This window comes from Paenibacillus sp. FSL H8-0548, assembly GCF_038630985.1.
GTDB lineage: Bacteria > Bacillota > Bacilli > Paenibacillales > Paenibacillaceae > Pristimantibacillus.
The window spans coordinates 2,422,708-2,447,409 of sequence record NZ_CP152049.1; the positions used below are offsets into that span (position 1 = coordinate 2,422,708).

The window sequence follows — 24,702 nt, forward strand, 5'->3', positions numbered from 1 at the left end:
GGTTTTCGGGAAGGAGCTTAAACATGTCAGCTAATAAGATATTGTTAGATATACAAGAGATGCGTGAGCGTTATACAGGACTTGAAGCCAATCCGTTTATGGTTTTTAGAAAACAATTGCAACAACAGGAAGAAATTCATAATGCATCATTAATAATGACTGATTTGTCTGGCGATGTTTTGATCGGTAGCTTTCATCATGTAGCTTTCGCGCAGAATAAACTGCCTAATACCATTAAGAACGTTGAGATGAATGAGTGTGAGTGGCGTTTAGTAGACTTCTTATCGTGCAAAACTTTTGAGAATGTTAATAGTATAAAAACAAACTACTATGATGTGAGATTTCCAAAAACACTTAAAAATTGTACATTTACCAATTGTGAATTTAGTCGAATGTTTGCGATAGAGACTTTGTTCGAAAACGTTATATTTACTAATTGTATTTTTAGAAACTGTAACTTGTCCTTCGCAAAAAATGCAAAGTTTGAAAATTGTACATTCGATCATGTGGAGCAGTTTGGTATGGAATCGAACTAAACGGATACTTCAGCATGTCTGAAGATGCTTCCCATCATTTTTTTCACCTGTTGTAATCACCGTTGCTTTAAGAAATATTTTTTTGTCTTTATCGCTTTGACTCGTGGAGCGCCACCTTAATCAGGTTGGCGCTCTTTGCTGTTTTAGAAGTGTTTGGGAAACGGATATTACTGAATTAGGATGATAGCGATTTTACTTGCGGTGTAGAATCGTTGCGGCGGTAAGCCACGTCCCAATATCTGTCCGTCTACATTAAACCGGGAGTTCTTCATCCATTCGGTCATTAACCGATTGGAAGCACAAAAAATGAAAGAAATTATTCGTGAAATTGACGAAAATGCTTTCATAATTAGACACTATCTAACTTATTGGATTAATGAACATATACTGAAATAAGTCGATCTAATCGTCAGTAGGTGAAAAGAGTGAGTAGTTCTAAAAGTAAAAATAAACGACCTAGCCACAAGTGGAAAAAGAAGCAAAAAAAAGAAAATAGAACTACACATTTACGCGTCTCCAATGATTCCAATCGTTCAACAGAATCAAGTAACTCAAACACCATTGCGATTATAGGCGGTTGGGTTGAGGCAGTAGGTAATATTGTGGCAGCAATTGGTGATACCCCCTTTAAAAACATGCCCGAAACGATTAAAACGGATTTGAGGTTAGTCGGAAATGTTCTACAAGCTGTAGGGAGTGCCTTAACTACTGATAATGAGCCGATATTTATGGATATAGTAGGAGATATTCTACAGTCTTCCGGTAATGTAACGGTTGTAATAGGGATATTGGACAAAAATGAGCAATCGGGTCAACGTTTAGAAACAATAGGTAATGTACTGCAATTATTAGGTGCAGGCGTATCTATAAACATACAAGAAAACCTAACCTTTAGCGAATCATTAGACAATGTTGGGAATGTGATTCAAGTCATTGGAAATACACTTCAGGTCTATGCAAATCCTAATACAGAAGAAGGAATACGTGTGAATGCTATTGGGAGCTGGACTCAAGCGGTAGGTACGGTTATTTCGGCACTTGCTGCGGATTATAATGATTAAGTAGAACATCATAATATTCTTTATAAAGAACATTTGTTGTGCTATATTAAGGATTATGAAGTGAGGGGGGGATTTATTGATAGTAATCATTTTTGTGTTCTTATTAACTACGCTATTAACTCCCGCAGCTATAAAGCTCTCAAATAAATTTAATATCGTCGATCATCCAAATCACTTATTAAAAACACATCAAAAGCCAATTCCTAATCTGGGCGGCCTGGTGATGTTTATCTCTATGATAATCCCGCTAATGGTTTTACAAGGACAAGCTCTCTATGCTTCCGAAAATTTCGTTTTTTTAGTAGGGGCGGTGATTATTATTATAGGAGGATTAATCGATGACAGATATGCACTTCGGCCAGTTACGAAACTAGTATTTCAAGCAGCAGCTGGAATAAGTTTATTTAGCTATGGGTTTCATACGAATTTTTTTGAATGGTCCATTATGGATGGTATGCTGACGCTTATCTGGCTGCTCGGGGTCATAAATGCTATTAATCTGATAGATATCATGGATGGGTTGGCAGCGGGAGTTGCAGCAATTTCTTCCGTATTCTTATGTATTTTACTACTCGCCAAGGGTGAGTTTTTCTTTAGCTCGATCCTATTAGGAGTAGCAGCTGCTTGTCTAGGCTTTTTGCTTTTTAATTTTAATCCAGCCCGTATCTATCTTGGCGATGCGGGAAGTCAACTCCTCGGGTATCTTTTAGCCTGCTCGGCATTGAAATGGAGTATAAATGAAAACTTCGACCATCGTTTATTCATTCCTATTCTCATTTTAGGCATTCCACTGTTTGAGACGATCTTTGTTTCGATACTTAGACTAAAGGCCAAACGTTCTCCTTTTAAGGGGAGCAAAGACCATTTTGCGCTACGATTAGTGAAACTAGGCTATTCCGTCAAGTTCACTGTAATACTAACTTATTTATTTGCTCTAGTTCTTGGATTGTTAGCTTGTCTAATGCTTTTCTACAATACGATGGCGTTATACATCATTGGGGCATCGTTCGTTGGGGCTCTTCTAATAGCGTTAAGACTGAGTCAAATTGATATGAGCGCTTACTGAATGGAGGAGCACTGCTTTGGCTAAAATTATGCTTATCGTACCTTACTCGAAGTATTATAAACATTTTCAAGCTGATTTCCTGAAAGCATTAGTGGCTGATGGCCATGAGCTAATTGCAGTTGCACCAGACGGCCATGATAATCTTTTTATTGAAGGTATTACCTATAAACGAACTTTAATGAATAATACGGGAACAAACCTTTTCTATGATCTTTATGGTTTGTACAAGTTAATTACCTTGCTTAAGAAGGAACGGCCTGATATTGTTTGTTGTTATTCTTTGAAGCCTAACCTGTATGGCTCAATTGCCGCTAAGGTTTCATGTGTGAAGCAAGTAAATCTCTTCGTTACTGGAGTAGGATATATCTTTACAGCAAAAACAATAAAAAGCACGATCCTTTATCCTTTTATTAAATGCTTATACTCATTTGCATTACATCATAGCTCCAAAGTGTTTTTTGAAAATAAGGATGATGCTGAATTGTTTAATCGAATCCAACCTTTGAAGGACAAAGCAGTGTTAGTGAATGGAACAGGTGTAAACCTCCATCGTTTCCAGCCCGGGCAAACAACAAAACAGACCATAGTATTTCTTCTTACAGCACGAATGCTCAAAGACAAAGGAATTGTTGAATTTGTTGAGGCAGCAAAAGTGATCAAAGCAAAGTATCCAGAGACTGTTTTTCAACTTCTTGGCCCGTTTGACCGCAATCCTTCCGCGATAGCAGAAGATACGATAAGGGGATGGGAGAATAGTGGCTACATTGAGTATTTAGGTGAGACGGATGATGTCCGTCCTTATCTCAGGCAGGCGACGGTCTTTGTGCTGCCGTCCTATCGGGAAGGGACGCCAAAAAGCGTTTTAGAAGCAATGGCTATGGGCCTTCCTATTATTACGACAGATGCTCCTGGTTGCCGAGAGACTGTTATACAAGGGATGAACGGTTTTTTAGTACCGCCTCGAGATGTAACCTCTTTAGCGAATGCGATGGAACCATTTATCTATAATAAGGGACTTGCTAAGAAGATGGGGATAATGAGCCGGGAAATCGCTGTGGAAAAATATGATGTAGAGAAAGTGAATCATAGGATTAAAGAAGCCATGGGAATATGATCTCTGTGTGTTAATAGGGAAAAACGAGAGGAGGTACATGACATATGAGTGTTTTGGTGATTGGTGCTGGTGTTACAGGATTAACATTCGCCAAAGTTTTTGGAGATACTGAGGTGTTCGAAGCGGCATCAGCTGTTGGGGGGAAAGCTGGATCCGTTACAGTAGATACTGATGTCGGGCCATTTGTGTTTGATACGGGTGGTCATTGGTTTCATCAACAGAATTCGCCTGAGGTTCTTAAGCTTTTAAATGGCTTGCCTATGAAAAAACATGTGCGGAGGGCATTTGTATTAATAAATGGTTGCCTCTATGACTTTCCGATTCAAAGAAGCTACAAAGCTATACCAGACCTCGCATTTGTCAAGCGCGTTAACTATGAGCTATTACAAAACCAAAGTTGGAAAGGCATTGTTCATAATTATGAGGATTTATTGCTTCGTACTTACGGTAAAACATTATATGAGACCTTTTTTCGCGATTATAATAAAAAAATGTACGGATTAACTGATTTATCAAAGATAAGGGTTGGGCAGTATGACGCGGTTCGAAATGTTCCGATACACAATAAGTACGGTTATAACAATGAATTTTATTATCCATCTGATAATAGAGGCGCCATAGGAATCCCATTGCATCTATCAAAAGATCTTTCTATAACATTGGATGCTTCTGTACAATCGATTAATTTTAAAAATAGAACCATGAGAATTCTTAACAAAACCATGCATTGGGAGAATCTTATATCAACAATTCCATTGCCTGCTTTAGTAAAAATGGTTTCAGATGTAGATCCAGCTATATTGAAGTTATCTCATCAGTTGCATGCCAGCAAAGGTTTCATTCTTAATTTGGGAATCAAAAAAACGGCTATTCATCAAGATGTGGATTGGGTTTATATTCCTAACTTGGACTTTCATTTTTACCGAATAGGATTTTACAGCAATGTACAGCCATTGTTAGCTCCTGAAGGTTACGATGCTATGTATGTCGAATGCTCACCTTTGTTCTTCTCAAATAAGGATGAAGCTATTTCACTGATTCCTACGATCATAAATGAACTAATTGAACTGGGCTTTATACGTCGGAAGGAAGATATCATAACCTTAAACCCTATCTATTTGGACCAAAATTATTGTTTACCGGACCCCGACGTAACTTCTATAATCCGAGACTATCTCAAGGATCATGATGTATATAGTATCGGGAGGTATGGAAGCTGGCATTGGTCAAGCCAACATGAAGACATGCAACAAGCCATTCACTTAGCTCGAGAGCTAGGCACATCACAAATTGTCAAGTACGTATAATATGAAGCGGTGACATAGTTGTAAGCTCAAAATAATCAATGATGTAAATTTTCGTTTAAAATAGCGTGCTTATCCATACTCAAACTTTTAAACCCTTGGGAATCAAGGGTTTTTTTGATCTATATTTTTTGATCTATATTTAATGAACGTTTAGGGGAACTATACGAAAGAATTAATTGACTTTTGGCTAATAGATATCTAGAATTTTAATGTGCAAAATATTTACGTTTAGTGAGCGTGAAGAAACGAAACTAGGAAATGAGGTTTAGAATGAAGACAGAGAATAAACAGACTGCAGTATGGAACAAGGTGTTGCGCGGACTCATTGTTGTCATCGGCGCTTTTATTACGGCCTATGGCCTTGAGGCAGTATTAATTCCGAACAACGTATCCGATGGCGGCGTGACGGGCCTTAGCATCGTAGGGTCGAAGCTATTCGGGTTGCCTTTGGGACTTCTCATTGCGGTTCTGAATATACCGTTCGTATATTTAGGGTATAAGCAAATCGGAAAAAGCTTCGCGGCATATTCCGTGCTCGGTATTGCTTCACTAGCCGTGGGCACCATCTTCATGCATCATATTACTCCGATCGTAGAAGGCGATACGCTACTCGTTACCGTTGTCGGAGGCATTATTATCGGATTGGGAATGGGACTTGCTCTGCGGAACGGCGGCGCGCTGGATGGCATTGATATGCTGGCAGTATTGCTTTCCCGAAAGCTGCCTTTTGGTACTAGCGATCTTATCTTATTTCTGAACGTATTCGTATTTATTGTCGTCTCGACCGTATTCGGCTTGCAAGGCGCCATATTATCGGGTATTGCTTATTTTATAGCCTCGAAGGTAATACATATCGTCGAGGAAGGCTTGAGCGGAGCTAAAACGTTTAAAATCATTACCAAACATCCTGAACTCATGATTGACAGCATTCGCAATCGCTTGGGTCGCGGCACCACATATAGTTTGGTGCAAGGCGGATACTCGAATGAGCATTTCAAAGAAATTACATGCGTCATTAACCGATTGGAAGAACAAAAAATGAAAGAAATTATTCGTGAAATTGACGAGAATGCTTTCATAATGGTGTATGAGGTTGCAGAAGTAAAGGGAGGAAGCTTTAAGAAGAAGGACATTCATTAAAATATTTCAATTACTAATTCTGACATCCTAAATTAGATAGATCTTGTGCGAGTCGTGTCCTCTAGGCTCCAAACACCAAAAACCACGCCAAATATTTGCGTGGTTTTTGGTGTTTGCTTGGGTCGGCTAAGATGGGATGCCCGTGCCGACTCATGATCAGCCCGCTTTTTTTAAATATAGTAAAGTATATCATTTCGCCATACTATCTCTATATTTCTCCGGAATTATTATTTCGCGAATTCGTAGTCTGCTTTCATTAAGGTAATATTGCCCCTGTAAAGGATAAGACTGCCTCATAGGAACTCTATTGCAAAACTCGTATGATAAGATAAGTCCACAAAATATACAGAGTATTGTTCTGGGGAATTATTACAGGGTTAAAAGAGGTGGTAAGATTACGTTATTTGCACGTACGCGTATCGCTTTTGAATCCTGTTATTTTTTATAGCCCATGAAAACGCTAACAATGGGTCGATTGTGGACGGATGTGCTTTTACAAGATTGGACATATGAAATAGTAGAGGTGATGCGGCGGCGAGCACAAAAGCGGGAAAGTGTTGTCATTATTCTGGTCGAAACTCCGGACTCTGATGCTGTTATGGATGCTTGTGCTTAACGCGATAAAAAGTAGATTTAGATACGGGATCTCTTCTAAACCTAAATACATGATATATGGAGGGAATTTTAGAATGATAAAAAGACGGCTTTTAGCATTTTCACTTGTGATGTCGATGCTATTCACTTTGGCTTCTCCGCTTATGACAGTCAGCGCGGCATGGGGGGATACCGTATCTCTTTTGACCGTAAACGCAGGTGCAGATGGCAATACGGCGACATACGCCGATGCGCCGGACGGACAGAAAGCGTGGAGCTTAAACACTGGAACCTCAAAGGGCGGGGGGCCTTGGGATAACCTCTTCACGCCAAGCGTGGCGCCTATTAAAGATGTATCCGCTTACAAAGACGGCTACTTCGTTTTCGAGATGTATATTCCAAATGCGAGCTTTAAAAATATACAAGGAAATAACTGGCTCGTCATCGTAAGCGACAGTAATCCTGCCGAAGATAAGTTTAACGCCGATTCACGTCTCCAACTTGATGTAAGCGGGGTCGCAAATGCAGCGGTGGGCACATGGGCGACGGTCTATACGAAGTTATCAACGTCAAGTGCAGTAGCCGGGAATTTCGATGATGCCTGGCTAGACCAAGTTACCAGACTGGCCATGCATCTGCAATGGGATACGAGCGTTCCTAGCACTGACGTTTTTATAAAAAACCCGCGTTTCCAGAAAAGTGCGTTAGGCGTTCCGGTTTCGCCGTCAACGGCTCTCGCACTTGACGTAGCAACAAAAATAGTTAGCGCGAATGCACCGGCGAGCGGGCAAGCTGTGGAATTCGCAATAAGCGAAGATGGTATCGCTCCCGCATCCGGTTGGGTGGACGGAAGTGAAAATGATAATGTTTATACTCATCAATTTGCCACATTACCTTCAGCAGACACCTACTATGTATTCGCACGCGCGAAATCAGACAGTAGTTACAACTTCATCGGGGCATCTTCAAGAATTACTATAACGTCTATTGACGAACAAACATTGGTAAATGAGGCGGCGGCGTCTCTGACATGGGATACCATTAAAGGTAGTAATACTTCGAATAACGATGTGAAATCACAGCTTAGTCTCCCGACGGCAATAGGAACAACTAACGTAGCATGGTCTTCGGACAATGCGGCAATAAGCAACACCGGAAGCGTAAATCGTTTATTGAATAGAGAAGTAGACAAAACCGTAGTACTCACGGCAACAATAACCAAGGGCAATGCAAGTGCTACGCAAACGATTTCTGTGACGGTGAAAGCCGTGCCGGCGGAGGTCAACGCTCTAGCTGCGACGTATTTTCCCAATATAGAAGAGGGGACGAGCAGCGCTATTGCGCCGGACGGAAATAGTGCAGTTAAGTTGGGAGCTGGAAAAATAGGCGCCGGCGTTGAACGGCTTTGGGATGCCCGCTTTGTTAATAGCAGCGGCAATCAGGATTTATCCGCTTACGCGAATCAATATTTTGTTTTTGATATGTATGTTACGCATACGGATCTTTTAAAACTCAGTGGTAATAACTGGATCGCCATGGAAAGTGGCGGTAACAATCTTGACATCAATTCGCGTCTTCATCTTAATGTTAATGAAATCAAAAATGGAAAAGTTAATGAATGGATTACCGTTTATGCGCAATTATCAGCAGCCAATTCTCCGAATGGTTTCAATCCCGTTCATTTGGACACGGTACAGGCAGGGAGATTGCAAATGCAATGGTCTGCCGTGCCCCAAGGCGACATCTATATCAAGAACCCGCGTTTCCAGAATACCGTGGATTCGCCGAAACCCATTCCCACAGCTGTTGAAACAACCGACAACATTGCATTATCTTCAGCAGCGCCGACAAACGGTCAGGCTGTACAGTTCGCGATCAACACCACCGGTAACGCTCCTGAAGTCGGCGATTGGACGACAGGTACTCTAGGTGCAGGCGCGTATACTGCGACATTTACAAAACCAACAGGCAACATATATTATACATTCGCACGCACGGCTCAAAATACGCAATATCCTTTCGCAGGAACGCATACAAGAGTTAAAGTGGAACATCTTGACGACAATCAGGCAATAGCGGACGCGAAAACTAAGCTGACCTGGGACACGATCAGGAATTCGAACGCTATTCAATCCGAAGTAAGAACGGGGTTGACTCTTAATGCAACGGGAGCGAACGATACTGCTATAGCATGGTCTGCTGAACCGGCAGGTATCATAGATACCGCAACTGGCAGTGTAACTCGCGACCCTGACGTAGGAAAAGCCGTAACCCTTACGGCGACAATAACCAAAGGTAATGCGGCACCTGTTGATGTCATTTTTAATCTGACAGTAGCCAGTACGACTAACGAACTTGCTGAAGTGTTCATTGACTTCAACGATCCTGAATCATTTGATGCAGTTGATGAAATTGGAAGCGGTCTCGGCGACGGTGGAGATCCGGCTGGACCGTATCAAGGACTTCAAGGCAACGGCATAGGCATAAGCTTTATCGGAGACGGCGGTACCGCAGTGGATGTAGTCACTCAAAGCGGCGTAGACGCTGTGAAGATTGGCAACTTTATGTACGTAATTGTAGACGACCTTAAACTTAAACAAGCAAACAAGGTCGAATTAGCGGTCACATACTGGAGACCGAGCGCAACGGGTGGTATTCCGTTACAGTATAACACCATATATCCCGGCAATTTCTCTGGATTTGATGCGTATAGATCAGCGAGCCTTCCGGCGACAGGAAGCGGAAACGCTTGGGTGACTTCAAAGGTTGTGCTTAACGGAGCTAATTTTGCGGTAGGAGCACAAAATCAAGGAGCGCACTTCCGTATCGGTGCAGCCGGAGCAATCATACAGAGCATACGAATTACCGAAATTCCTCCAACGGATGAAGAAGCGGTAAAACTTGTTTCGGATGCGCTGACTTGGGACGCTATCAAGGGCACGAATACCAGACAGGATCTGGTTGAAACCAATTTGAATCTTGCTACGGCGGGTTCGGCGAGTACGAACATTGTATGGACATCTACCAATAACACGGTGATAAACAGCAACACCGGCGCAGTAGATCGTCAAGGAGTGAATACAGCCGTAACCCTCACTGCGACAGTAAGCAAAGGAACGGCAACACCGGTTGTTAAAACATTTAATATCGTCGTTCGCGGAACGGGTACCGGAACCGACGAGGAAGCGGTAAACGATATGTTGAATAAACTGACATGGGATTTAATCAAAGGCGTGAATGCTTCTGAGGCTAATGTGACGACGAACTTAGTTCTCCCGTCCATGGGTGATAATATGACGGATATTACATGGTCGACATCCGCTGCTACCCTCATAACCGCTGCAGGCGTAATACCGACAAACCGTCCGGACAGCGGCGGCGAGGTAACGCTCACGGCGACGGTAAAAAGAGGTCCGGTAGCCGCTCCTGTAACCGAGACTAAAACATTTGTGCTCACAGTTCCGGATAGATATGATTATGCAAAACATATAAGAACGGCAATCGTTCAGGAAAATGATGCGAAAGATTGGGCGATATCGGACTTTAACGTACTCGCTTTCGGTGCGAAAACAGCAGAGATGGCAGCGGCGGAAGGCTTAGTTAATTTCGATAACAGAGAAGCTTTCCAGGCGGCGATTGATGCGGCTTATAATGACGGCGGCGGCGTAGTGTATATTCCGGCGGGAACCTATGCTTTCCATACGGAAACTACCGGCACAATAAACGTTCAAAGCACGACCGGCAGTACAACCTACGAATATAAACAAGTTTTAAATTTGCGCGCAGGTGTACAGCTCCGTGGCGAATGGGATAACCCGGATGCGGATGGTTACGACGGTAAAATCGACGGAACGATTCTCGCAGTCTATACCGGACATAATTCCGCCAATTATGACACGTATGTTGATTCTGACGAGAGAGAAAATCAAACAGGCGGCAAAAAAGTAGCTAACGTGTCCGATAGATTCATAGACATGGAACAAGGCACGGGCGTAACGAACCTTTCAGTATGGTATCCGAATCAAGACATTAATGCTACAACCACTGTTGAAAAGAGGAACGCGGATGGTCAGAAAACAGGGGAATTTGAAGACATAAAAGGAATTCCGTATCCGTGGACGTTCTATCAGAGAACTGGAAACAGTGTGACGCTTGATAACGTTACTCTCGTAAACGCTTGGGGAGGATTCATTTCCCTGCCGAGCGAAATGCATTATGTTTTGAACAGCAATATGACGGCTCTCTACAAGGGCATCGTGGTTCACACCTGTACAGACATCGGACGTATCGAGAACGTTGGCATTGACCCGAAATACTGGGCGAATTCAGGACTTGACGGCGCACCGTCTCTTTCGGACGCGAGAGCGTACACAAGAGCGAACGCTACCGGATTCATGATGCATCGTTCGGACTGGGAATATGTCTCGGGATTGAATATTTCCGGGTATAAAACGGGAATGTGGATCGGAAGAGAACCAGGCGGCGACGAAGCTCCGAACGCGCAGTTCTACGGATTGAAAATCGAAGACAGTCAGACGGGTATCTATATTGACAACGTTAACGGTTTCGGTCTGCTTCTCTCGAACTCGGAATTCGGAGGCGACACGGCAGTATATTTCAACGAACGTTTCGACACTTCTGTTCAATTCAACGGAGTTGACTTCAAAGGTCCGATTGTAAGCAGCGCCAGAGGCGGAGTTATATCCTTTGAGGATTGTACGTTCGACGAATATGACAATTATGCGCTGAACTTCCTAGGCAAAGGCAACGCATTAGTCAGTCAGAGCAACTTCAAACAGGCAGACAAACATGCACATTTCGGAACTAACTTCGGAACATTCAAATCGGTAAATTCTGGATTTAACCTTAACATCGAGAGCGCTAACCTTGCCGCTCACATCGATAACCTTGAACTTGATGTTAAGGCTGACGGGAATAACACCACGGTACAAATCGTTAATGATGTTGATTATCTATTTGAATCTATTCCGAAAGACGTAAAAACAGATATTGACGTACACCCTAGACCGACATCAAGCGCAGTGCTTAGACTTGACTTCCCGCGCTCGTTAACAGGCAACGCACCGACCGTGGATATATCTGCAAAATTGCAGGAAGCTCTTGACTATATTAAAAATAATCACGGCGGCGGCACGATCTATTTACCGGGTGGAAGGTATAGACTGAATAGTCCCGTTATCGTTCCCGAAGGTGTCGAGCTCAGAGGCACATGGGATGTACAGCACCATACACAAGGCGGCGGCACGGCGATATTTACTGCTTACACCGGCGGCGCTCAGGGAGAAGACGGAGCTTCTCTCATACAGCTTAAGGCAAACGCGGGTCTCAGAGGACTTAACATCACGCAAACGAATATAACCAGCGTCAACCTCAATAACCCTGACCAAACGCTCAAAGCTCCGTTTTTGGTACAGGGACAAGGAGCAGGCGTATATGCAATCAACTTAACGATCCCGTTAGGAGATAAAGGCATAGACCTGGCTTCTTATAAAACCGATGGTCACTATGTAGACTATTTAGGCGGCACGCTCCTCAGAGCAGGCATCTGGGTCGGAGGAGGCGCAGAAGGCGGATTTATCAGAAATATGCAATTCAATCCGCATTATGCTCTGAGACTTCCGGGAGGTCAAGGATATTCGGCACCTACCGGCGATTTGTACGGATTCGTGCAAAGATACATGAGTGCGCTCAAATTCGCCGATGTGGAAGACCAGACGATTTTCAACAATTTCGTTTTCGGTTCGGTATACGGCATACACTTCCTGAAAAGAGACTTGGGGAACGGAGAATTTGCATACCCCGGAAAAATGACGATGATTGGTCACGGTTCGGACGGAACCACGTACGCTCTCTATGTGGAAGACGCGGACGAACACACCAAAATAATCGCGATCAACTCAGAATTGGTTAATACGAACATCACGACGGAGCCAAACAGAGCGTATGTCAGAATGGGTGATGCAGCTAATACCGCAAAAATCCACCAAGACGCTGAACTTGTTCTGTACAACAGCGCGTTCTGGGGAAGCCCAACCGTAGCGGGAGCGATCGTGAATAACGGTATCGTTCGTTTACAGCAAGCCAACTTCACTCAGCTGCCCGGCAACAATCCGGGTATAGATGTCCAAGGCGGTAAGGCGCATGTATACACTTCTTACTTCCAGCCGTCGAAGAACGGCCAGAATAATAATGTGTATGCGATGCTGCGCGAGGGAGGCACATCGATAGAACTTAGCAACAATTATTACGCATCCGGTTTGAGAAACAGCACCCCAGTGGGCAATCCTTACGGTATTTACGGCTCGGATTTATTGGCGGAACCGTTTGTATTTAACCTAACCAAAAACGGAGATAAACAACAATTCATCGTTAAGTATAATGTTGGAGGAAAAGCCTCTGCACCCGGGACATTGACAATTGTTTCCCCGGCTGCCTATGCTGAAGATCTCACTCCCATTAAATTTAACGCGCTTGAGGCAGGCGAATCCGTAACAATAGATTTACCGTATTATGTTGCAGGTCTGATCACATTCAAGCTTCAACTCGAGGACGGAAAAGCATACACCTATACGGCAAAATTTGACGCGGCTTACGCTGAAAAGGTAAGTTCTGCAGGCGCGGAAAATCCGGCAAAGAGTGCCGCAACTCCGGCGTTTGTAATGGACATAAAAGATTATGTAACTTCGGGAACGTGGGATGGTCCGCAAGACCTCAGCGTAGGATCGCATTTCGCATGGGACGACAGCAATTTATACGCGTACATTGTCGTTACAGACGACGTGCACTTCAATAGCCAGACTGGCGGAAATATATGGAGAGAGGATAATTTGCAGTTAGGCATTGATTTACGCAATCCTGCAACCGACAGTACTACGCGGAATGAGTTAGGATTCGCGCTCACCAATGACAATGAAGTGATCAAATGGGCTTGGACTCGTCCTACAGGAGCTAATGCACCGACTGCTCCGACAACGGATATAGCGGCAAAGATTACGAGAGATGAAGATACGAAAACGACGATTTATGATTTAAAAATTCCGTTTAATACCGTTCATAATAATCCTGCATCGGAGCTCGCGAACGGAAGAATCGGAATATCAATTATGCTCAATGAATCTGATGACTCACGTGAATCAGACAGCACCAGATCCACCTTTGAAGTTGAAAGTGGACAATTGAAAAATTCAAATTCATTTACTGACGTATATCTGTTAGACGCAGGCGAATACAATGAAATGCTTGAAGCATCGGCAGAGGCTGCCGTTTCAAAAGCTATCGCGTCTGGATCAGCTGCGGATATCGCTATGGCTCGCAACTTTGTCACTATTATGGCAGACGGCGAAGCTAAGACGGATCTTCAGAACCAGATCGAAGCAATTGACAAAGAGAATCCTGGTGAAGAAGAACCAGGTGAAGAAGAACCCGGTGGAGAAAATCCAGGCGGAGAAAATCCTGGTGGAGGTTACAATGCACCGCCAGCATCTAAAGAGGTCAATGTAGATAACGATGGCAACGTTAGTATTAAAACAAATCCAATGATGAATTTCAGGTTAAATATTGCGCAATCCAGCGTGTCTCAAAACGATATTGACAATGCGTTCAGTCGCGCTGCAAAAGGGGCAAAACGGATTAAAGTACAAGTATCCAGCATCCAGAATGCGGGCGGATACGGATTAGAGCTTCCGACCTCCTTTTTCAAAGGAGACTCCGATCGATCGGTCGTTATAGAAACACCGTTAGGCACGGTTATAGTGTCGAGCGTGATGTTTAACGCAGATCAATTGAACGGAGCTGGAAATACTGTAACCATCGTTGTTCGTCAAGCGGATAAGAGAGGATGGAGCCAACAACTAATCGATGAAATCGGCGATCGTCCGGTATTGGATCTATCTGTCATGACCAACGAAAAACCAATAACATGGAGCAATAGCGAAGCGCCGGTAACAATCATGATACCGTATACACCGACAGCTTCTGAGAAGCAAAATGCCGATCAGCTCGTTGTCTGGTTCGTAGACAGTGAAGGTAACGTAACGCCTGTTCCTAACGGCAGATTTGACAGTGCAACTGGCCAAATTGTGTTCCAAACTTCGCACTTTAGCCAGTATGCAGTCGTATATGCAGCGCCTAAGTTCAGCGACTTGTCGCGTGTAGCTTGGGCAGCCAAGGAAATCGAAGCGTTGGCTGCTAGAGGCGTAGTTGAAGGAACTTCAGCAACGACCTTTGATCCAGGTACTGCAATCAGCAGAGGGGAATTCCTCGCGCAATTGATCAGACTCCTTGAGCTGGACGTTGAATTCACTGACAACTTTGCTGATGTTCCAACAAGCTCGCCATATTACAAAGAGCTTGGAATGGGCCGCGCACTTGGCATAGTTGAAGGCGTTGGCGGGAACAAGTTCTTGCCTGATACGGAAATCAGCAGAGAAGATGTCGCCGTAATCATTAAGCGTGCACTTGATCAATGGCAGAACAAGCTGCCGAAAGTATCGTCCAAGTCAATCGACGAATTCAAGGACGGTGCGAAGACAGCGTCATATGCAAGAGAAGGCTTGGCATATCTGCTTAGCGTCGGTTTGCTCCAAGGAAACAGTGACAACACCTTGAATCCGAAGGGCAACCTAACTCGCGCAGAAGCAGCGGTTATCTTGTATCGAATCTATACGCAATCACACTAAGGAATTTAAAGAAGAAGCCAGGGAGCGTTCCCTGGCTTCTTCTTCATTTCTTACTAAGTTTTATCAATGAATTGATCTTAACCTATTCAAGAATATCTCTTCATCATTTCATTTAAGTAATTTCGAAAGTCTTCAACATATGTTTTGGGCTCTACGATTTTTAGATTTGTGCCGAAACTTGCTAAAAATTGAAATCCCGTACTGTTTTGAGGGACAGAAATGGTTGCTAATAATAATTCGGAATTATAGTTTTCAATACTTTTTTGACCGTGCCTTTCAATGAAATGATCTTTTATGCTAGGCGAAATCAATGCCTTAATAGCGACTAGTTGCGGTTGATAACTTGCTTCGCGTTCTTGTTCTAATAAATAATCTCTAGGGTTAAATGTTTTTTTATCCATATTAAGATTATCGATCCGAGATAATTTAAACGTTCTATATTTCATACGATGTAAACAGAATCCTTTCAGATACCAACTCGTTTCGCTAAAATGAAGCTGATATGGCTCGACAATTCTGTTCGTCGTGGTGCCATTTTTATCTATATAATCAAATGAAACTAACCTTCTCTTTACTATTGATTCTTGACATGTCTTCAGGGTTTGAAGAATCTCAGACCGACCCTCCCAATCATAGAATGACAGATGAATTGAACTTTTCAGAGACAATGGGCTAACCATCGCTTCTATTTTTTTTATCGTAATTTCAACTTCTTCGCTAATTAGAATTTGTTCCAATCCACCGAGTGCAGTTAATATATTCACTAAGTCGGAGCTGTTTAAAAGACGTTTATCAACCTTGTATTCATCCATAATACGGTAGCCGCCATTAACTCCATGGATAGAGTAGATCGGGATATTTGATATGCTCAGTGTCTCCATATCGCGAAGAATAGTTCTTTTGGAAACATTAAATAATTGTGCGAATTCTCTTGTAGAAACAACATCTTTTTTCAGCAATATCATTATTATAGAAATAAGTCTCTCAACCTTGTCCATATTTCTCCCTCTTCTTTCTCTACTTAATCTAAGAACGGTGACATACTGCTGTCACCGTTCTTAGATTATACTACATTTATCACAAGAAGGAGGTATTACCCTATGTCAGCTATTGCATACTTAAACTTTGATGGAATTACAGAACAAGTGATTGGATTTTATTCGGACGCTTTAAATGCGAATGAAGTGAAAAAAGTTAAATTCAAGGATTTTTCACAAGATCCAAACTATCCCCTGCCAGAAAATGAATTAAATATGATCATGGAGTCTTCATTGGAATTCGCAGGCGGGAAAATTATGATGTCGGATATTTTGCCTTCAATGAAGATGGTAACAGGTGAGCTAGTGAAAGGAAATAATGTACTGATTAGTCTAGTCATCGAGGATAAACAAAAACTGGAAGAATACTTTAATAATTTATCTGTTGGTGGCAATGTTCTGATGCCGTTATCCAATACTCCTTGGTCTTCGTGCTTTGGAATGTTAGTTGATAAGTTTGGGGTTTATTGGAAATTTAATAGTGACGCTGATAAGTTTCTTGATAAAGTCATTTCCAACAAAATGTAACGCATTTTAAAAATGGTCTTGCAATTGAAGACCATTTTTTTTATGTATGTTTGTCTTGAAAAGGAGGATGTAGTTTATCTATGGAAATTGAAAACCTGATTCCAGCAAAATCGAGAGAAGCTCTGAGGGAGTGGCTGCAGGAAAATGGTAAGACTAAAAAGTCTTGCTGGGTCTTGGTTAGTATGACAGCCACCCCTGATATGTTGTTATATTTGGACGCGGTCGAGGAAGCTTTGTGCTTTGGATGGATCGATGGAGTCAAAAAGAAAATTTCTGAAACGGAGCTGGCTCAGAGGCTGTCTCCTAGGAGTAAAAAAAGTTCATGGACCGAATTAAATAAAGAGCGTGTTCGCCGCCTCGGAAAGTTAGGGTTAATGAGAGATGAAGGAAGAATGGTTCTTCCCGATATGGATCACCATTCTTTTAGAATTGATGAAGATATAGAGCGAAGGCTAAAAGAGGAAAAGCAAGTATACGACAATTTCATGTCATTTCCAGATCTTTATAAAAGAGTTCGGATCGACACGATACAAAGCAATAAGAATCAGCCGAAATTGTTCAGGAGTAGATTAGAAAAATTCATAACAAACACTAGAGAAAATAAAATGTACGGTCAATGGAATGATAACGGACGTCTGCTAGATTATTAAGTCAACCGCAGAACATAGAGGTAATCCAATGGAGGAGATTGCTTAACTAGGCGAGCTACCATTGGCCTCCTTCCATTACGGGATGGATTCCTTTCTGAATTTTTAGTTACAAAAGTGCGGAGATGAGTATCGCACATACTGGTACAGCGGAGAGTGTAGGTAATGGTTGAATGACAGAACGAGTTTGTCAATAATTTTTGACAAAAACCATAACTGATAACTTTAAATATATAAGTTGAACTAAACATTTACGTTTTGGGCGCTGCGCGAGTAGATCATTCTGAAGGCGCGCGGTTACATCTAGATCGTTTGATTTACCTAGATATTTCCAGATAGAATAAAGGCTCCTAAGGCGAACACTTCATTTCTCCAGTACAAGCCTCCGCTAGATTAAGGAGAAGCGCCTACACTGCACTAACTACAATGAAAACCTCACATGAGAGCTGTTTCAGACGGCTACAGTGTACTATTGCACTAGAATTAACTCCAAACCAACGAATAACACCCTAGAATCGGCAATCTATTGCACAAACTTCCGTGTACGTGCCTTGTTAGGCGAGTAACGTCGATTACGTTGTACAAACTGCAACGTAGCCTCTTCCTATAGCGCTGAACCCATCGCGCTAGCGCGACCAATCTAAGAACCGGAGAAAGAAAGCTAAAGTAACCTAACGAGATAAGTTGAACTACAGATTTACGTTTTGGGCGCTGCGCGAGTAGATCATTCTAAAGGGACGCGGTTGCAGCCAGATTCTTTGATTTCCTAAGACATTTAAAGGTAAGAATATAGGCTGCAAAGGCGAACACTTTGTTTCTCCGGAACGAACTTCTCGCACGTTGTGTGTGAATTCCTCTTCTTTATTTGTATTCCCAATTAATAGTTTTTTGGACGAGATGTTTGGAATAAAAATCAAGAATTTTGGCTTATCGGCCAATAGGTACAGTATAAATTGACCACATGGTTCATTGTTCCTCAAGATCAGTTTGTGCTGTATGACCAACGGGCAATTTGATCGTGAAGACGGAACCAACTCCGATGACGCTGTGCACTTCGATCGAACCTTGATGAGACGCCACATATTCTTTCGCAATCGCAAGACCGAGTCCCATGCCGCCATTGTTCCGGTTTCTAGCTTCATCCGTCCTATAGAAACGGTTGAAAACAAAAGGAATATGTTCGGGGGCGATTCCTTGTCCGGTGTCTGCGATCTCAATCTGTAAGAAAGGAGAATCGGTCGAAGCTGAAGATTCGACCGCTATTGAAACCGTTCCACCCGCCGGTGTATATCGGACCGCATTCCCAATGACGTTGATCAACACCTGTATCATACGGTGTTGATCGATCCGGACTTGCGGTATATCCGGTTCGGCGGTAAACGAAATCGATATGTTTTTCGCTTCGGAGTCCTGAGTTCATGTGCGACATCCGCGACCAGATTCCGGCGAACTTTCTCCGACTGCACCAATTGACGCGTCATCGCGTTCAATGATTTAGCAATCTTACCATACTCATTGTCGGAATAAACCGGTGCCGCGGCGGTCAAATCTCCTTTTCTTATAAGGTCAATAACCGGAATGATCTCCCTTAGTGGTCTTGTTAGACGATTGGCCAGCCAGTAGGCGGCTATTAGCGAGATGAGAACCAAGATTGCGCTGCTCATGAGCAGCAGAACAGTTACCGAGCTGCCGATACCCAGCTGGATGGTAGAGAGATTGGCTACTTCCGGATCGGAATAATATAAGATTGCGATTTCCTTATCCTTGAATTTGATACGCTTCTGTATACCGAGCCTTTGTACGCTCCTAGTTGAGGCGTCTCCCTTGGAGAACAGCGTTCTTTTTTGAGGCGTCATTAGCATTATGCTCGAATCGGGACGTCCCACAGAAGTCATTGATTCCAGCTTCAGCTGGATGCCGTCCAAGGCTCCGCTTTGTTCATAATGATCAACGATCATCTAGGTGATTTCCTTGATTTCACTGCTCCTGTCTGCCACCGGGATATGCTCGATGGTTGGTCTTACCACAAATAACGTAACCCCCACAAACGCTGCAGCCATGGCCGTAATAAACGCCGTCAAGGTCCAAAATAGCTGGCGCCTTACGCTCATAGTCGATCTCCGAAACGATATGATAAACTGCTGATGTTATTGTGTGTATGGTTAGCACTCAGTTTAGCCGGATGCGATGGGGATACGACCACAAACGTCGGTAAGCTTGAGTTTAAGAATACATTACAAATACCACCAATACTTGAACCAACCACGGATTCCGATGGTAAGAAGCACTATACCTTAACCATGAAGTCAAGCTCAACCGAGTTTTTCGCTGGAAAACAGACACCGACTTGGGGGATCAATGGATCTTATTTAGGGCCGACCATCCGAGCTTCGCGTGGCGATCAAGTATCTTTCGATATCGTGAACAATTTGGAAGAAACCTCAACCTTGCATTGGCATGGGATGCGATTACCCGCAGTGATGGATGGCGGCCCGCATCAAATGATGGAAGCAGGATCGGTTTGGAAGCCATATTGGACAATCGAGCAGCCAGCAGCGACGACATGGTATCATCCTCACCTGCATGGAAAAACAGCTCTGCATGTTTATCGAGGACTTGCTGGGTTATTTATCATCGAGGATGAAGACTCTACAGCATTACCTTCAGAGTATGGGGTTAATGATATTCCGATTATTATCCAAGATAAGTTGGTTAAGAGTGACGGTTCTTTTAAGGAGAATATGGGTCTAACTCCATTTGGATTATTAGGGAATCAAATCCTCATTAATGGGACCTATGATCCTTACCTAAAGGTGACGACTAGCCAGATTCGATTTCGATTAGTGAACGGGTCGAATGCCAGAGCTTATAATCTCGGCTTTGCGGATAATCGAACATTTTATCTGGTTAGCAGCGATGCGGGACTTTTACCCGAGCCGGTTAAATTAGATCGTTTGTTATTAAGTCCAGGTGAACGAGCAGAAATCGTGGTCGAGTTTGAAGCTGGCGAAGAAACGATCCTGCACAGCTTTGCAGGCAAAGGCGGGATTGAAAATGGAGAGTTTGATCTCGTTAAGATTATCGCAGAAACTAGTCTATTGAAGTCATCGCAGCTCCCGAATCAACTCACCGCTGAGCCGCCCATTGATGTGCCCGAGAATGCAAAGGTTCGTAAATTTGAAATGACAACCGCATCGGCAATCAACGGTAAGGAAATGGACATGAATCGTATCGATGAGGTTGTTCCGGCTGGAGCACGTGAAATTTGGGAAATCACGAATACGGGATGGGACCATAACTTCCATATCCATGATGCGGCATTCACTGTAATGGACAAAAATAGGGAAGCGCCGCCAATATATGAGCGAGGAAGAAAGGATACGGTTTTTATCCCGAATGGCACTACGGTCAGACTAGCCGTGGAATTTGGAAGCTATCCTGATCCCAATACGCCTTACATGTATCATTGTCATTTGTTGTATCATGAAGATAGTGGAATGATGGGGCAGTTCGTCATTGTCGAACCAGGCACGGAATCCCAGGTATCGCAACAGCTGCCCAAAGGAAATCATGACCATTAATATCAGAATAGCGGAACTGAATACTGCCCTGTGCCACTAAGATCCATCGATAAAGTCGCATCGTTTGCGGCTTTTTCAATTTTAGACCATCTTGTGATAAATGAAATTGCGGTGTGGCCTTAGATGTTACATTTTAGCAACCCATTGTCTTCGCTCATCTATAGGTAAGAAGAGGCGATGTGCAGTACCAAAGGTTTCCCCGTAAGACTGAATCGTCAAGGTTGAAAGCTGTGTTAAGATTCCCTGTAAAAAAACCTGATGTTCGGAAGTAGGATGCGACTTACCCATAAAACAGACAGATACGATGGGAGTTCAATATGCCGCCTTTTTATTAGGGCGGTTTTCTTTTGGTCAAATATCAATATTATGATTTAACATAGCCTAATTAAATTTAAATCAGCTGAACGATTCACGGTCGTCTTAATGACATAGTTGATTGGTATAAAAAGTGTATGTGCCGGTAAAGTTAATGTTAGCGCTATAAAAGTCAGTTTTGACAAAATGGATTGCCCTGATGCAATCCATTTTCGTTTAAGGAGCAGGTGATACGTCAAAGATAGTAGCGAAATCTTTATTGTGAGGTATTCAAAGTTCGAAAGATCATGATCGGAGGGGTAGAAGATGTCCAAACGTAACACATCGGAGAAACAACAGCAACTCCCCGTTTCGGATCAAGCCTTGAAAGACCTTAAAAATATGAAAATAAGCGGAAATCTAGAGGATACGATTACGATTATAGATAGCCTTCTTGGTATGAATGCGGATTTTCTGAAGCGACGCTTTCATGTATTCGGACAATACCCAGCTGCCGTGTTTTACTATTCCAGCATGACGAATTCAACCATGATTAACTCGGAGATTTTAAAACCGCTCATGTATCCGCCTCCCAGTCTAGAAAGCGAATCCATCGCGGAAGATCAGTTAAAGAGTATACTGTTCAACGATTCTCTGTATCATAGCGGAGGGCAGTTGGAAAGTAGCATTTCAATCCTAGTCGATGGCATTCTACTTGGGAAAACCATTGTAGTGGTTGACAAATTGGACGAAGCATTCCTGGTTCACACGCGGAGTCTGGACAAAAGGGCCATCGATCAGCCGGCGACGGAGCAAGTCATCCGTGGTCCGCGTGAAGGGTTCATTGAGATGCTGGATACGAATATCTCACTGCTTCGCTATCGGCTGCCAACCATTGATTTTCACATTGAAACGATGGAGATCGGTCGTAGAAGCAAATCGAAAGTAGCTGTTTGCTATTTGGATGGGGTTACAAACCTGGATCTGTTGAAAGAAGTCAATAAGCGCCTTTCTAACATTGATATAGACGCGGTGTTGGATTCGGGGTATCTGGAGCAGTATATCGAGGATAATCATTTATCCCCGTTTCCGCAAGTTCAATATACGGAACGACCAGATAAAGTAGTGGCTAACCTGCTGGAGGGAAGGGTGGCTATTATTGTCGATGGTTCTCCTCTAGCACTGGTCGTACCAACGGTGTTCAACCAATTCTACCAAACGGTTGAGGACTACACAGAGCGATTTCTGCTCATGAGCGCGATCCGGATGGCGAGGCTGGTGGCCTTGGTATTTTCGTTGATATTTCCTTCTCTGTACGTGGCGATCATTTCCTTCAACCCGGAGCTGATACCTACCGAGTTTGCCGTAGCGGTGGCTGGCGGACGAGCGGGCGTTCCGTTCCCCGCCATTATCGAGGTGCTGGTCATTGAAATCTCGATGGAGGTGCTTCGGGAAGCGACGATTCGGTTACCACAGCAAGTCGGCGGGGCGCTATCCATCGTCGGTGTCCTTGTTGTCGGGCAGGCCGCGGTAGCAGCCGGATTCGCCAGTCCGATCACCGTCGTTATCATTGCGTTAACGACAATCGGATCCTTCGCAACGCCGGCCTATAATGCTGCGCTTGCCTTACGTCTCCTGCGGTTTCCACTCATAATAATGGCCGGCATCTTCGGTCTTTACGGCGTTATGATCGGATTGATTCTTATTCTGAATCATTTGCTTTCTCTGAAATCGTTTGGGGTCCCTTACATGAGCCCGTTAGTTCCCGGCAACTTTCAAGGAATGAAGGATGTGCTCATACGTGGCCCTTTATGGTGGATGAGCGATAGGCCTTCATTCTTGCAAACGATCGAGAAAAACCGATTGGGAACAGAAGCTGAATCTGGTTTTGACGTGATGGAAAATCTCCACAATCAGACTGAGAACGTACTGGATCCGATGAATGAAAAGAAATCGAAAGGAGCGTCAGTCGATGGAGAATCCCCGCCAGATAACGGTGATCCAAGCCGCGGCAATACTGTTTAGCACTATCATCGGAGTAGGGGTTCTTCCGCTGCCTCTCTTCGCCGTTCGCGTGGCGAATTCGGGAGCTCCGCTCGTCACGCTGCTTGGAATGCTTCTCGGCTTTGTGGGACTTGGGATCATTACCCTGCTTGGCATGCGGTTTCCGAACAAATCGATCATTCAATACAGTGAGGATATACTTGGCAAATGGCTCGCTTTGCTTGGCAATATCCTTATCATCGTATTCTTTGCCATATTGACGTCCCTAACGGCGCGAGAATTTGGAGAAGTGGTCGTTACTTCGGTTCTGAAGACGACGCCAGTGGAAGTGACGGTTATTGTCATGCTGCTACTTGCGGCTATCACGACACGCAACGATATTACGACGTTTGCTTACATCCATGTCTTTTACACACCGATTTTGTTAGTTCCTGTCTTGTTAATCGTCGCTCTTGCATTAAAGAATTCGGACTTGATCAATTTACAACCTATATGGGGGAATGCAACCGGCAATATGCTGCCGGGTATATTGACGATTGCCGCCTTGTTTCAAGGGTCGTTCATCTTAACCATTGTCATCCCGGCGATGCGTCAACCCGAGAAGGCGATGAAAGCCAGCATGGTGGGGATGCTTTTTGCCGGTGGTCTGTATATTACAATCGTCGCGGCAACGGTTAGCGTATTTGGCTCAGAAGAGATTAAGAAGCTGCTTTGGCCGACATTGGAGCTCGCCAAAGCAACGTCATTACCCGCGAATATTCTGGAACGTCTGGATGCAGCATTCCTTGCGGTTTGGGTCACAGCCGTGTTCACGACCTTGTACTCCAGTTATTTTCTGACGATTCACTCCATAAGCAAGCTGTTTCGCTTGAGTGATCATCGCATGTTTTCATTTTTTCTCCTTGCGTTTGTATTTGTCATGGCAATGCTTCCCCAGAACATCTTGCAAATGTATTCCATTATTCAAAACTTCGGCCGTATTGGGCTTGCCATTACGATCGCTTATCCCGGACTGTTGCTTGTCATTGCCCTCTTGCGCAAGAAAAGAGGGCAATCCGTTCGTATTCAAGGGGAAAAGGATGCCCGATAAATAG

At 43.6% G+C, this 24,702-nt stretch carries 17 protein-coding genes; 13 read left to right on the forward strand and 4 right to left on the reverse strand.

Annotated elements, in window-relative coordinates; all coding sequences use genetic code 11:
• The first annotated feature begins 23 nt into the window (after positions 1 to 23).
• The 8 genes from MHI37_RS10200 (at position 24) to MHI37_RS10235 (ending at position 15,517) form a co-directional block, all read left to right on the forward strand.
• Positions 24 to 536: a pentapeptide repeat-containing protein gene (locus MHI37_RS10200; RefSeq protein ID WP_076334872.1), complete on the forward strand. Its 513-nt coding sequence runs from the start codon at positions 24 to 26 to the stop codon at positions 534 to 536.
• A 282-nt stretch (positions 537 to 818) separates the two neighbouring features.
• The gene (locus MHI37_RS10205) at positions 819 to 932 is read left to right on the forward strand and encodes a DUF2179 domain-containing protein (RefSeq protein WP_256709704.1); all 114 of its coding nucleotides are present in this window, start codon (positions 819 to 821) and stop codon (positions 930 to 932) included.
• Positions 933 to 961: 29 nt separating this feature from the next.
• Complete coding sequence (locus tag MHI37_RS10210; RefSeq protein WP_076334873.1) at positions 962 to 1,597, forward strand: hypothetical protein; 636 nt, start codon at positions 962 to 964, stop codon at positions 1,595 to 1,597.
• A 76-nt stretch (positions 1,598 to 1,673) separates the two neighbouring features.
• On the forward strand, positions 1,674 to 2,663 hold the full coding sequence (locus MHI37_RS10215; RefSeq protein WP_076334874.1) for an MraY family glycosyltransferase: 990 nt from the start codon (positions 1,674 to 1,676) through the stop codon (positions 2,661 to 2,663).
• Between the two features lie 16 nt (positions 2,664 to 2,679).
• Positions 2,680 to 3,777 carry a glycosyltransferase family 4 protein gene (locus MHI37_RS10220; protein ID WP_083676040.1) on the forward strand — a complete coding sequence of 366 codons (1,098 nt, stop codon included), beginning with the start codon at positions 2,680 to 2,682 and terminating at the stop codon, positions 3,775 to 3,777.
• 44 nt (positions 3,778 to 3,821) lie between these two features.
• Positions 3,822 to 5,084, forward strand: a complete 1,263-nt coding sequence (locus MHI37_RS10225; protein ID WP_076334875.1) for an NAD(P)-binding protein — start codon at positions 3,822 to 3,824, stop codon at positions 5,082 to 5,084.
• A 270-nt stretch (positions 5,085 to 5,354) separates the two neighbouring features.
• Positions 5,355 to 6,224: a YitT family protein gene (locus MHI37_RS10230; protein ID WP_076334876.1), complete on the forward strand. Its 870-nt coding sequence runs from the start codon at positions 5,355 to 5,357 to the stop codon at positions 6,222 to 6,224.
• A gap of 689 nt (positions 6,225 to 6,913) precedes the next feature.
• Positions 6,914 to 15,517: an immunoglobulin-like domain-containing protein gene (locus tag MHI37_RS10235; protein ID WP_076334877.1), complete on the forward strand. Its 8,604-nt coding sequence runs from the start codon at positions 6,914 to 6,916 to the stop codon at positions 15,515 to 15,517.
• 86 nt (positions 15,518 to 15,603) lie between these two features.
• Here the strand turns inward: MHI37_RS10235 and MHI37_RS10240 are convergent, their stop codons facing one another.
• Positions 15,604 to 16,515: a YafY family protein gene (locus MHI37_RS10240; protein ID WP_076334878.1), complete on the reverse strand. Its 912-nt coding sequence runs from the start codon at positions 16,513 to 16,515 to the stop codon at positions 15,604 to 15,606.
• 102 nt (positions 16,516 to 16,617) lie between these two features.
• Between MHI37_RS10240 and MHI37_RS10245 the strand changes: the two genes are divergently transcribed.
• Together MHI37_RS10245 and MHI37_RS10250 are read left to right on the forward strand one after the other, a co-directional pair.
• Positions 16,618 to 17,082: a VOC family protein gene (locus MHI37_RS10245; RefSeq protein WP_076334879.1), complete on the forward strand. Its 465-nt coding sequence runs from the start codon at positions 16,618 to 16,620 to the stop codon at positions 17,080 to 17,082.
• A gap of 80 nt (positions 17,083 to 17,162) precedes the next feature.
• Entirely contained in the window at positions 17,163 to 17,732 is a 570-nt protein-coding gene (locus MHI37_RS10250) for a YdeI/OmpD-associated family protein (protein ID WP_076334880.1), read from the forward strand.
• Between the two features lie 963 nt (positions 17,733 to 18,695).
• Here MHI37_RS10250 and MHI37_RS10255 read toward each other — a convergent pair.
• Genes MHI37_RS10255 through MHI37_RS10265 form a run of 3 tightly spaced genes read right to left on the reverse strand, consistent with a single transcriptional unit; the run spans position 18,696 to position 19,840 of the window.
• Complete coding sequence (locus MHI37_RS10255; protein WP_076334881.1) at positions 18,696 to 19,061, reverse strand: ATP-binding protein; 366 nt, start codon at positions 19,059 to 19,061, stop codon at positions 18,696 to 18,698.
• A complete protein-coding gene (locus MHI37_RS10260; protein ID WP_076334882.1) occupies positions 19,058 to 19,687 on the reverse strand; it encodes a HAMP domain-containing protein in 630 nt (209 codons plus the stop codon). The genes MHI37_RS10255 and MHI37_RS10260 overlap by 4 nt, the downstream gene beginning before the upstream one ends.
• On the reverse strand, positions 19,688 to 19,840 hold the full coding sequence (locus MHI37_RS10265; protein WP_179090128.1) for a hypothetical protein: 153 nt from the start codon (positions 19,838 to 19,840) through the stop codon (positions 19,688 to 19,690).
• Between the two features lie 189 nt (positions 19,841 to 20,029).
• Between MHI37_RS10265 and MHI37_RS10270 the strand changes: the two genes are divergently transcribed.
• The 3 genes from MHI37_RS10270 to MHI37_RS10280 all read left to right on the forward strand — a co-directional run bounded on the left by MHI37_RS10270 (position 20,030) and on the right by MHI37_RS10280 (position 24,698).
• A complete protein-coding gene (locus MHI37_RS10270) occupies positions 20,030 to 21,310 on the forward strand; it encodes a multicopper oxidase domain-containing protein (protein WP_256709618.1) in 1,281 nt (426 codons plus the stop codon).
• A 696-nt stretch (positions 21,311 to 22,006) separates the two neighbouring features.
• Positions 22,007 to 23,629, forward strand: a complete 1,623-nt coding sequence (locus MHI37_RS10275) for a spore germination protein (protein WP_256709706.1) — start codon at positions 22,007 to 22,009, stop codon at positions 23,627 to 23,629.
• The gene (locus tag MHI37_RS10280; protein ID WP_076334885.1) at positions 23,577 to 24,698 is read left to right on the forward strand and encodes an endospore germination permease; all 1,122 of its coding nucleotides are present in this window, start codon (positions 23,577 to 23,579) and stop codon (positions 24,696 to 24,698) included. Before MHI37_RS10275 ends, MHI37_RS10280 begins: the two co-directional genes overlap by 53 nt.
• Positions 24,699 to 24,702 lie beyond the last annotated feature (4 nt).

Bases quoted from the DNA above. Each gene is read 5' to 3' on its own strand.
- MHI37_RS10200 (WP_076334872.1), top strand. From the start codon at position 24: ATGTCAGCTAATAAGATATTGTTAGATATACAAGAGATGCGTGAGCGT.
- MHI37_RS10225 (WP_076334875.1), top strand. From the start codon at position 3,822: ATGAGTGTTTTGGTGATTGGTGCTGGTGTTACAGGATTAACATTCGCC.
- MHI37_RS10230 (WP_076334876.1), top strand. From the start codon at position 5,355: ATGAAGACAGAGAATAAACAGACTGCAGTATGGAACAAGGTGTTGCGC.
- MHI37_RS10235 (WP_076334877.1), top strand. From the start codon at position 6,914: ATGATAAAAAGACGGCTTTTAGCATTTTCACTTGTGATGTCGATGCTA.
- MHI37_RS10240 (WP_076334878.1), bottom strand. From the start codon at position 16,515: ATGGACAAGGTTGAGAGACTTATTTCTATAATAATGATATTGCTGAAA.
- MHI37_RS10245 (WP_076334879.1), top strand. From the start codon at position 16,618: ATGTCAGCTATTGCATACTTAAACTTTGATGGAATTACAGAACAAGTG.
- MHI37_RS10250 (WP_076334880.1), top strand. From the start codon at position 17,163: ATGGAAATTGAAAACCTGATTCCAGCAAAATCGAGAGAAGCTCTGAGG.
- MHI37_RS10255 (WP_076334881.1), bottom strand. From the start codon at position 19,061: ATGATACAGGTGTTGATCAACGTCATTGGGAATGCGGTCCGATATACA.
- MHI37_RS10260 (WP_076334882.1), bottom strand. From the start codon at position 19,687: ATGATCGTTGATCATTATGAACAAAGCGGAGCCTTGGACGGCATCCAG.
- MHI37_RS10265 (WP_179090128.1), bottom strand. From the start codon at position 19,840: ATGAGCGTAAGGCGCCAGCTATTTTGGACCTTGACGGCGTTTATTACG.
- MHI37_RS10270 (WP_256709618.1), top strand. From the start codon at position 20,030: ATGAAGTCAAGCTCAACCGAGTTTTTCGCTGGAAAACAGACACCGACT.
- MHI37_RS10275 (WP_256709706.1), top strand. From the start codon at position 22,007: ATGAAAATAAGCGGAAATCTAGAGGATACGATTACGATTATAGATAGC.
- MHI37_RS10280 (WP_076334885.1), top strand. From the start codon at position 23,577: ATGGAGAATCCCCGCCAGATAACGGTGATCCAAGCCGCGGCAATACTG.